Below are 8,766 nucleotides of genomic sequence, written 5' to 3' on the forward strand. Positions count from 1 at the left end.
ATAATTATGTAATACTATTTTAAATTTCTTTAGCAGCAAGTTTTGAAAAATTAAGAATTGATTTTTAGATATTGTTGAGATCATTTGATTAACTACTAATACTGTATGTCTAGAAAAAATAGAATTCATCCATCAAATTATAACTGTAATTTATTCGGTTTGCTGACCATTTTAAGTATCCTTATGAGCCTACTTTTATTTTTCACAAGCCTTAAGAAAGAAGAAGAGAAAGTAGCTGAATATTGTGCAGATTTTGGTTCTTATGGAAAATCTTTGGTTCTTTTTAAAAACCAGACTTTCAAATTTAGCTACAATGGATGTTCTGTAAATAGAGGTTATATACAAGGAAAATGGACCCTTCGGAAGAATCTTTTATCACTTTTCACAGATGAAGACGAAGGATTATTGGATACAAAATACCATATAAATGATGATAGCATACAAGGTGTAGAATCTGATGAGGCTGGATTTGTGATTTGTGATAAATACATTGATCCATGGGAGAGAGCATCAGCGATGAAAAAAAAGGCTCCCCAACACTATTGAGAAGCCTTAAACCATTGAATCTAAAATTTACATTTCTTGTTCGAGTCGATAACCATAAATATTATAATTTACTTTTCTCATATAGTTGATCAGCTCATAGTATGGTTGGTCCGTAGCTGAAACAACACCACAATTCGCATTTTCACCATTATTTTTTCCTGCTGTTGTAGAATTTGCCCACATAAACCAATGTGCACCTACACAGCGATTATTTCTTAATGCCCCTTCAATAAAATTGACATATTTTTCACCTCGATTTCTTTGACTTGACGCATAACCTAGACCTGTAAAAAACTTTCCAGTATCTAAAGCTCCAAAGTTAAATTCCGAAATGATAAAAGGTTTATCAATAGATTGAATAGGATGAGGATAAAACTCAACTTCGTTTTCATAAGCATTAAAAGAGAGAATATCTAGGTATTTAGCACCGACAGAAGTGTTAATCGTATTTTTATGATTTCCGTGCCATCGACAACCGATGTACATTTTACCTGGTGCATATTTTGCTAAAACTTCCTTCGATGTTTTAAAATATACCTCACACATATTTCTATAATGACCAGCTGTATATTCTTTAATATTCACCCATTTGATTTCCTTTTTATTGACTTTTTGATTCAATAAAGCCTCCCACGATTCAAAGTCAGTTTGGGCTAGCTTATTAAAAGCATTGATAGTTTTTAATTCCTCTTTTAAATAATTGACAAATGCCTTTTTACCATGATTTCCTTTAGGTTTGGAAAGAACTGCTACTGCAAAAGCCATCGGGTGATTCCAATGAATCTCATTATTAATAAATACGCCAAATAAGTACGGATCATTTGCTTTTCCTTCTACTGTTTTTTTGACTTTTTCCTCTAAATTAGTTTTCCATTTAGGATTGTAAACATCAGGAAATTTGTCTTTAATAGAAGGAGAAGTCTCGTGTATAATTAAAGTATATGGAAGTTTTACCTCTTTCTGATACTCATTAATATTTGAAGCAGACCAACCTCCTAAAGTATTTAGTCCCCAACTACGCATTCTTTTTAATGCCACTTCTGTGTATTTAAATTCTGAGTTTTCACCATATTTTTTGTACATGTTTGACCTACCGAAAGCATAGCTATTTCCTTTATAAAGAGGATCACTTTTCGCAGGTAAATTTTCAAAGAAGTGTTCTCTCCCTTTTGTCGGAGTTAGAACTTCTAATTTCCCAGCACCATTGATTCCAGTAGACCAAAATAAATGTCCTTCAGGTGTGATGATCCACCATTTATTATTGATTTTTTGAGTTCTATAATGACCGGTAGCCTCATATTTTTCACTTGAAATAAATCCTCCAAAATCATCCCATTCATCTGATCCTTTATGAGCGGCAAGGTCTTTCTCTTCTTTTATTAATGCGTCTTTGAATTGCCCATCATTAGTAATTTTACCTTTCCAATTCGTATGTTTGTATTGACCATATTCATTAATGAAAGGGAAAAATTTATCTTTATTCTTAGTGTATAAAGAAGGAACAGCTGCTTCATTTTTAAAAACTCTCTTGACGATTACGCTTCTATCAAAATCTTCTGAAGGAAATTCAATATTTACTTTTTTAATATGTTTAGCATCGACACCACTGAAATTTAAAATCACTCCACCAGGTAAACCTTTCATCCCCGGAAAATCATCTGCATAAGTATAATCTTCTTTCGTCACATTATCTCGGATCATAGTACAATTGAAAATTAAATTTTCACCTACTTCAATAAAACCTATGTGCTCATTTCTGATACCTTTCTTTTTCTTTAAATATTTTTTTCTTGGATTGTCATAAATCAAAACAGGCTCGAAGCGAACTTTTCTAGCAGACTTATTTTCTAATTCAATACTTAAATACAAATGAGAAGTCACATCAAAATAGTCATCTTCGGCTAAAAATGATATGCTCCCTTTTTCTCCTTTTTTGATAGAAAAACTTAGACCTTCGCTTACTTTTTCTACTTCAATATTATTACTTACATATTGTTGATCAGAAAGTGTTTTTAAGGAGAATAAATCTTCTTCTGCTTTTTGATAATTAAAGCTTAAAAATAGAATAGTTGAAAGTAGTCCACTTAGTAATAGTATAAAATTTAATTTCTTCATTTCTTATTCATTAGTCATCTTATAATAATGTACAGAACAGTTATAGTAATGTGATCTCAATATCATTTTTTTAATGAAAATTAATGACATGATTTTTTTCAAAAATTAGCACTTTTAATTCAAATGGGGGATTGTGTTCATTTTTCATCAAAAATTTCATTTTTAAAGTGTTGTTTTTTAGGGAGTTCTATAAGTGTTTATGAAAAGGAAAATTGTATTTTTTTTTAGTTTAAAGAGTAACTTAAAAATTGTGAATTGTTCTTATTTGATTGTTTGAAAAAGGTTTTTATAAATCTGATATATAATAAGGCCGTTAGTCTATACACATTCAGAAAAATATATAAACCTATTTTTAGGATTGTTCATATATGTCAATTTTTGGATAGACAATAATTAATCGAACGAATTTAACGATTCATACAACCTTATTATTAACAATGAAAAAGTTAGTTACCATTTCTTTATCAGTAGTTTTATCAATGCTGATGTTCTCATGCTCTGATCAAAACGGACAAGAAGTTATTAACAAAACTCCTTACTCAATTAGCGGTGATGCTTCAATGTTCAACGAAGGAAACGTTATTGAATTAAGAGATACAAGAGGAACAAACGTTCTTGACCCAAGTACATTATACAATAGACAAGTAACAGTTGTTTGTGAAGACGAAGCTGGTAACGTACAATATTACAAAATCCAAAATATTGACAAGAGTACTTATTTCAACTTCTCTGACGTTGTAGGTACTGCAAAAGTATATGTTCGTGATAACATGAACTATGCAACTAACGTTTTCAATGATGAGGGAACTCAAGGAACTCAAGTTTATCAATTAGGTTCAGATGTAGTTTATGTTAGCTCTGGTACAAAAAATATCAATGTGCCTATCTACAATAAATTCTGGGCTTACTTATCAGTACATGGTGATGCGATGAACATTGTAGATAAAATTACAGTTGTTTCTTACAATAGAACACACTCTAATTTAATCAACGAAGGTCTAGTAAAAGAAAATGGTAAAAATGCTAAAGTTGCTTCAGCATTCGTAAATACTTATAACTACGGTCAAAAGCATATCTTAAAATACAGAGTGTTAACTGATGATGGTTACAAAAACTACGAGTATGACTTCAAAATTGATGAAGATCAAGTAACTAACATCACTTTCACTACACAAAGAGTAACTGAAACTGGTGGTAACGTAAGTGTAAAAGTTGATACAGGTTTTGATGATCCTGTCACTGACGAAGACAAAATTAGCGTTATTGACTAAGTTATTTCTTATACAATAAGAAACTAAAAGGGAGTAGACACAATACAGTATCTACTCCCTTTTAGTGTTTATATAATTATATTACTGTTGACAAGAAAAATCACTATCAGATATATAGACATTCTTATCTTCATAATCATCATTTTCGATATCGTATTCAGTAACTGTTTTTTCATCAATAGTTACAATTTGGTTATTGATGTATACAGTAATTGTGTAGTCCCCACTTTGAGAAAAAGAATCAAAATCAAATGATTCATCTTCTAAGTATTGAGTAGCATTATTAACTGTGACAGTTTCTTGTTGTAAATACCCAGATGGGCCAGAAAGTGTAACTCTTGCTTCATAGTTAGCACCATTAAAACAGTCATCTAAACTATTTTCAAGAGAAGAAGTCGTTTTTAAGATAACTGAAAATTCATAATCAGAATCAACCGTGGGCTCTAAATCATCTAAATCAAAACAAGACGTTAGAAAAAGAAAAACAAAAGATACTTTTAAAAAAGCAAAAATATGACTTTTCATAAGTTTGAAGTTATTTGTGAATAATAATTTAGTTTGCATTTTTCATCACAAAATTAACTTTAGTTTACAAATAATAAAATAATTATTGTTTGTATTTACCATTTGGCAATACTTTTGGGAATTTATATTGTGGATCTGAAAGTAGTTTAACTATTCTTTTGTCTTTAGACTCCATTTTTTCTTTTGTATTTAACTTCCATTCATGTCCAATTTGGTCTAAACGATTTTTTTGAGCTCCTAAATAAGAAGTCATCGCCCAATAAAAATACTCTGTTGCCATACAATCATAATGACACGTTTTATCATCATAAGAATACCAAGCTTCAGAAGGGTATTGTGTTGGAATTTTTTTAAAATATCCACCTCTGGCAATATCCATTGCTTCCGTAAGCGCCGTTCCCTCTTTTTCTCCAAATATTTCAGGATAAGCTTTCGAATAGCCAGAATGTGTAATTACATGCCAAATCTCTTCAAGGGAAGCGTCAAACCTTTTTGTATTATCAAAATGCCAATCCGGTATAGTTTCATCAGCTCCTAAATCTTGAGCATGTATTCTTATTTGTGAAGTTTTTTTCCACATAAAAAGAGAAGCATTATTTTCTAAAAGAGTAGTATGTACAATGGCGTTATCAACTATTCCGTCTTCATTGTTATCAAGATATTGTGCCATAATGTTAGCTGCATGTAATAGTTTTTCATCTTCTACTTCAGCATAGGCATATATAGGAATACCAAAAACAACAACTTTTCGATTTGTTGCTTTATAACCTGCATCATTATGAGCTTTAATCATAAAGTTAGGATCATTGCCAGGAAGTATTAATGTTTGACTGTAATTTAATTTTCGACTACAACCAAAAGCAATTATAAGTACAAAAAACGTAGTAATAGATCGGATAGTTTTCATTTATGTAAGTTAAGTTGACTGGTTTTGTAACATAAAGATACAGCTTATTTTATTAAAAAAAGGATTTAATAGAGACCTGATTTTTAAATATAATGTGAAATAAAAAAATGATGTTTTGAAATCCATTATCTACTCTTTCAACACCAGACACAACATAACTATAGTATTTAAACATCAACCTTCTGCTCCATTTATTTTTATAACCAGTACAAACAAATGGCTGTCTTTTTTCTTATATATCCTATTCTTCGTACTCTCTACCCTAGAAAAATACTCTTTATTAAGAGCTTTTATGATTACTTTTTGAAAGATATTTTTAATTACAAATTAAATTGCATAGCTTATTATTCTAATTAAAACAAACTATTATATGAAACATTATTTGTTATTACTTACTTTTTTGGTTGTATCATTCCAAACCTTTGCACAAACAGCACAAGATCTTATTCAACTAGGAATAGAAGCTCATGACAACGGTAATTATGATGAAGCTCTAAATCTTTATAAAAAAGCATTAAAAGAAGAACCAAAGTCTTCATTAATTTATGCTGAAATGGCAATGACACTTAATGCTCAAGAAAAATATAAGAGTGCAGTAAAATATGCTAAGAAGTCTATTGCCTTATCGGATGGTGATAATATAATAGGGGCCTATGTTACGTTAGGTTCTGCATTAGACATGCTTGGGAAAGTAGACGATTCGATTGAAGTTTTTAATAAAGCGATTAAAGAGACAAAAGGACACTACCTCTTATTTTATAATCTAGGTTTGAACTATTTCAAAATTGGAGATTATGACAATGCTATTATCAATATGTATGGCTCATTAGGATTAAATTTTTCGCATGCTAGCAGCCATCTTTTATTAGCAAAAGCACAAGAAGCCAAAGGAAAAAAAGTACAAGCTTTATTAGGAGCTTATTATTTCTTGTTTTTGGAACCAACATCTAATAGAACAATAGAAGGCAATCAATTAATCAAAAGGAACTTAGTTGGAGAAGCTACTAAAGACCCTAATAAGCCAAACAACTTTAATATTAATCTAGCATTACCAGATAGTGATGATGAATTTGCTGCAGCTGCATTATCCCTATCGATGATTGCTGTTACAAATCAAATGGATGAAAATAAGGATAAATCAGAAGAAGTACTATTTCAAGAAAATACTACATCATTTTTTAAAATTTTAGGTGAACTAAAAGCAAAAAATGATAAAAGCGGTCTTTACTGGGGAGACTATATTACATTTTTCTTCAGTCTTTCAGAAAGTAATCATATGGAGACATTTTGTAAGTATATTACAATCAAAGAAAATGATCAATCTTTAAAATGGTTACAAGAAAATGAAGAAAAATTAAATGCTTTTTCTAAGTGGTTGGAAGGTCCTAATGAAAATGTAGAATAAGTCAACTCTCGACAAAAGATCACCTATGATGAAAATGATAGGTGATTTTTTTTCAATAAATTAATTTTAACTATTATATTTAATTAAGTTATTAACTAACAAAACTTGAGCAAACTCTTCAAAATAAACTACATCTGACTACAAAGTTGTGAGACTAATTAAAAAATAATTTGAATCTATTCTGAAAGAGTATTTATCTATTGTAAAGCAAGATTTGTAAATAAATAGCAAGTCTAAATATGCTGAAATAAGACTATAAAAGAAGTAGGCATTATTTTATTATTTTAAAAAGATCATGGTCGTTTGGTCAGGAAGAGGAATTTATTCACTCGTTGTATTAGTATTATGTTTTATTGCATCTGCAAAGTTATTCCCAGCAGAATACAGTGACTACTGTTTTATTCTTAGTTTTTTTATAGCAGCTGTTTTTAGCTGGTTTATGGGAAGAAAATGGAATAATCAAGAAGGTGAAAAAATCATTAACCCTGAAACGGGTCAAACTGTGGTTTATAAGCCCAATCACACCTTATTTTGGATCAAAATGCAATACTTCGGACCTGTATTTGCCATTTTTGGTTTAATAATTTTAATACAACAGTTTTAGAAATAAGAAAAGGCTTTTGGTTGATCATCAAAAGCCTTTTTTAATGAAAAGTGAATAATGAATAATTAATAACGCTAATACACGTATTCCCATGATTGAAATCATGGGCTTGAGGTTGGTTCTCCTTTCAAAAAACGTAGATTGAAAATTGAAAGCATTCCCTTGTAGAGGCACGATTTATCGTGTCTCCAAACCACAAGCAAATAATGAAAAGTGAATAATGAATAATTAATAACACCAATACACGTATTCCCATGATTGAAATCATGGGCTTGAGGTTGGCTATCCTTTCAAAAAACATAGATTGAAAATTGAAAGTACCTCCTTGTATAGGCACGATTTATCGTGTCTCCAAACCACAAGCAAATAATGAAAAGTGAATAATGAATAATTAATAACGCCAATACACGTATTCCCATGATTGAAATCATGGGCTTGAGGTTGGTTCTCCTTTCAAAAAACGTAGATTGAAAATTGAAAGTACCTCCTTGTAGAGGCACGATTTATCGTGTCTCCAAACCACAAGTAAATAATGAAAAGTGAATAATGAATAATTATAATGCCAATACACGTATTCCCATGATTGAAATCATGGTCTTGAGGTTGGTTCTCCTTTCAAAAAACGTAGATTGAAAATTGAAAGTACCCCCTTGTAGAGGCACGATTTATCGTGTCTCCAAACCACAAGCAAATAATGAAAAGTGAATAATGAATAATTAAAAACGCCAAAACCCGTATTCCCATGATTGAAATCATGGTCTTGAGGTTGGTTCTTCTTTCAAAAAACGTAGATTGAAAATTGAAAGTACCCCCCTGTAGAGGCACGATTTATCGTGTCTCCAAACCACAAGCAAATAATGAAAAGCAAATAATGAAAAGTGAATAATGAATAATTAATAACGCCAAAACCCGTATTCCCATGATTGAAATCATGGTCTTGAGGTTGGCTATCCTTCCAAAAAAGCGTAGAATATAAATTGAAAGTATTCCCTTGTAGAGGCACGATTTATCGTGTCTCCAAACCTTAAGCAAATAATGAAAAGTGAATAATGAATAATTAAAAACGCTAATACACGTATTCCCATGCATAAATTCATGGTCTTGAGGTTGGTTCTCCTTTCAAAAAACGTAGATTGAAAATTGAAAGTACCCCCTTGTAGAGGCACGATTTATCGTGTCTCCAAACCACAAGCAAATAATGAAAAGTGAATAATGAATAATTAAAAACGCTAATACACGTATTCCCATGCATAAATTCATGGTCTTGAGGTTGGTTCTCCTTTCAAAAAACGTAGATTGAAAATTGAAAGTACCCCCTTGTAGAGGCACGATTTATCGTGTCTCCAAACCACAAGCAAATAATGAAAAGTGAATAATGAATAATTAAAAACGC

7 protein-coding genes are annotated in these 8,766 nt (G+C 30.7%); 4 read left to right on the forward strand and 3 right to left on the reverse strand.

Annotated elements, in window-relative coordinates:
* Positions 1 to 105 precede the first annotated feature (105 nt).
* On the forward strand, positions 106 to 546 hold the full coding sequence (locus ACXAHM_RS21265) for a hypothetical protein (protein WP_474964506.1): 441 nt from the start codon (positions 106 to 108) through the stop codon (positions 544 to 546).
* 27 nt (positions 547 to 573) lie between these two features.
* On the opposite strand, the gene ACXAHM_RS21270 is transcribed toward ACXAHM_RS21265, so the two are convergent.
* On the reverse strand, positions 574 to 2,661 hold the full coding sequence (locus tag ACXAHM_RS21270) for a hypothetical protein (RefSeq protein ID WP_474964510.1): 2,088 nt from the start codon (positions 2,659 to 2,661) through the stop codon (positions 574 to 576).
* A 437-nt stretch (positions 2,662 to 3,098) separates the two neighbouring features.
* Between ACXAHM_RS21270 and ACXAHM_RS21275 the strand changes: the two genes are divergently transcribed.
* Complete coding sequence (locus ACXAHM_RS21275; RefSeq protein ID WP_474964512.1) at positions 3,099 to 3,932, forward strand: hypothetical protein; 834 nt, start codon at positions 3,099 to 3,101, stop codon at positions 3,930 to 3,932.
* An 81-nt stretch (positions 3,933 to 4,013) separates the two neighbouring features.
* On the opposite strand, the gene ACXAHM_RS21280 is transcribed toward ACXAHM_RS21275, so the two are convergent.
* Positions 4,014 to 4,457 (reverse strand): hypothetical protein, encoded by a 444-nt coding sequence (locus tag ACXAHM_RS21280; RefSeq protein WP_474964515.1) that lies wholly within the window; start codon positions 4,455 to 4,457, stop codon positions 4,014 to 4,016.
* An 82-nt stretch (positions 4,458 to 4,539) separates the two neighbouring features.
* Positions 4,540 to 5,364, reverse strand: a complete 825-nt coding sequence (locus tag ACXAHM_RS21285) for a hypothetical protein (protein ID WP_474964518.1) — start codon at positions 5,362 to 5,364, stop codon at positions 4,540 to 4,542.
* 370 nt (positions 5,365 to 5,734) lie between these two features.
* Between ACXAHM_RS21285 and ACXAHM_RS21290 the strand changes: the two genes are divergently transcribed.
* Positions 5,735 to 6,769, forward strand: a complete 1,035-nt coding sequence (locus tag ACXAHM_RS21290; RefSeq protein WP_474964521.1) for a tetratricopeptide repeat protein — start codon at positions 5,735 to 5,737, stop codon at positions 6,767 to 6,769.
* Positions 6,770 to 7,064: 295 nt separating this feature from the next.
* The gene (locus ACXAHM_RS21295; protein WP_474964526.1) at positions 7,065 to 7,373 is read left to right on the forward strand and encodes a hypothetical protein; all 309 of its coding nucleotides are present in this window, start codon (positions 7,065 to 7,067) and stop codon (positions 7,371 to 7,373) included.
* Positions 7,374 to 8,766: the final 1,393 nt, after the last annotated feature.

The organism is Flammeovirga sp. AWQ4_249 (assembly GCF_056161045.1).

Excerpts from the sequence above, each read along its gene's own strand:
- ACXAHM_RS21290 (WP_474964521.1), top strand. The coding sequence starts at position 5,735 with ATGAAACATTATTTGTTATTACTTACTTTTTTGGTTGTATCATTCCAA.
- ACXAHM_RS21270 (WP_474964510.1), bottom strand. The coding sequence starts at position 2,661 with ATGAAGAAATTAAATTTTATACTATTACTAAGTGGACTACTTTCAACT.
- ACXAHM_RS21280 (WP_474964515.1), bottom strand. The coding sequence starts at position 4,457 with ATGAAAAGTCATATTTTTGCTTTTTTAAAAGTATCTTTTGTTTTTCTT.
- ACXAHM_RS21295 (WP_474964526.1), top strand. The coding sequence starts at position 7,065 with ATGGTCGTTTGGTCAGGAAGAGGAATTTATTCACTCGTTGTATTAGTA.
- ACXAHM_RS21285 (WP_474964518.1), bottom strand. The coding sequence starts at position 5,364 with ATGAAAACTATCCGATCTATTACTACGTTTTTTGTACTTATAATTGCT.
- ACXAHM_RS21275 (WP_474964512.1), top strand. The coding sequence starts at position 3,099 with ATGAAAAAGTTAGTTACCATTTCTTTATCAGTAGTTTTATCAATGCTG.
- ACXAHM_RS21265 (WP_474964506.1), top strand. The coding sequence starts at position 106 with ATGTCTAGAAAAAATAGAATTCATCCATCAAATTATAACTGTAATTTA.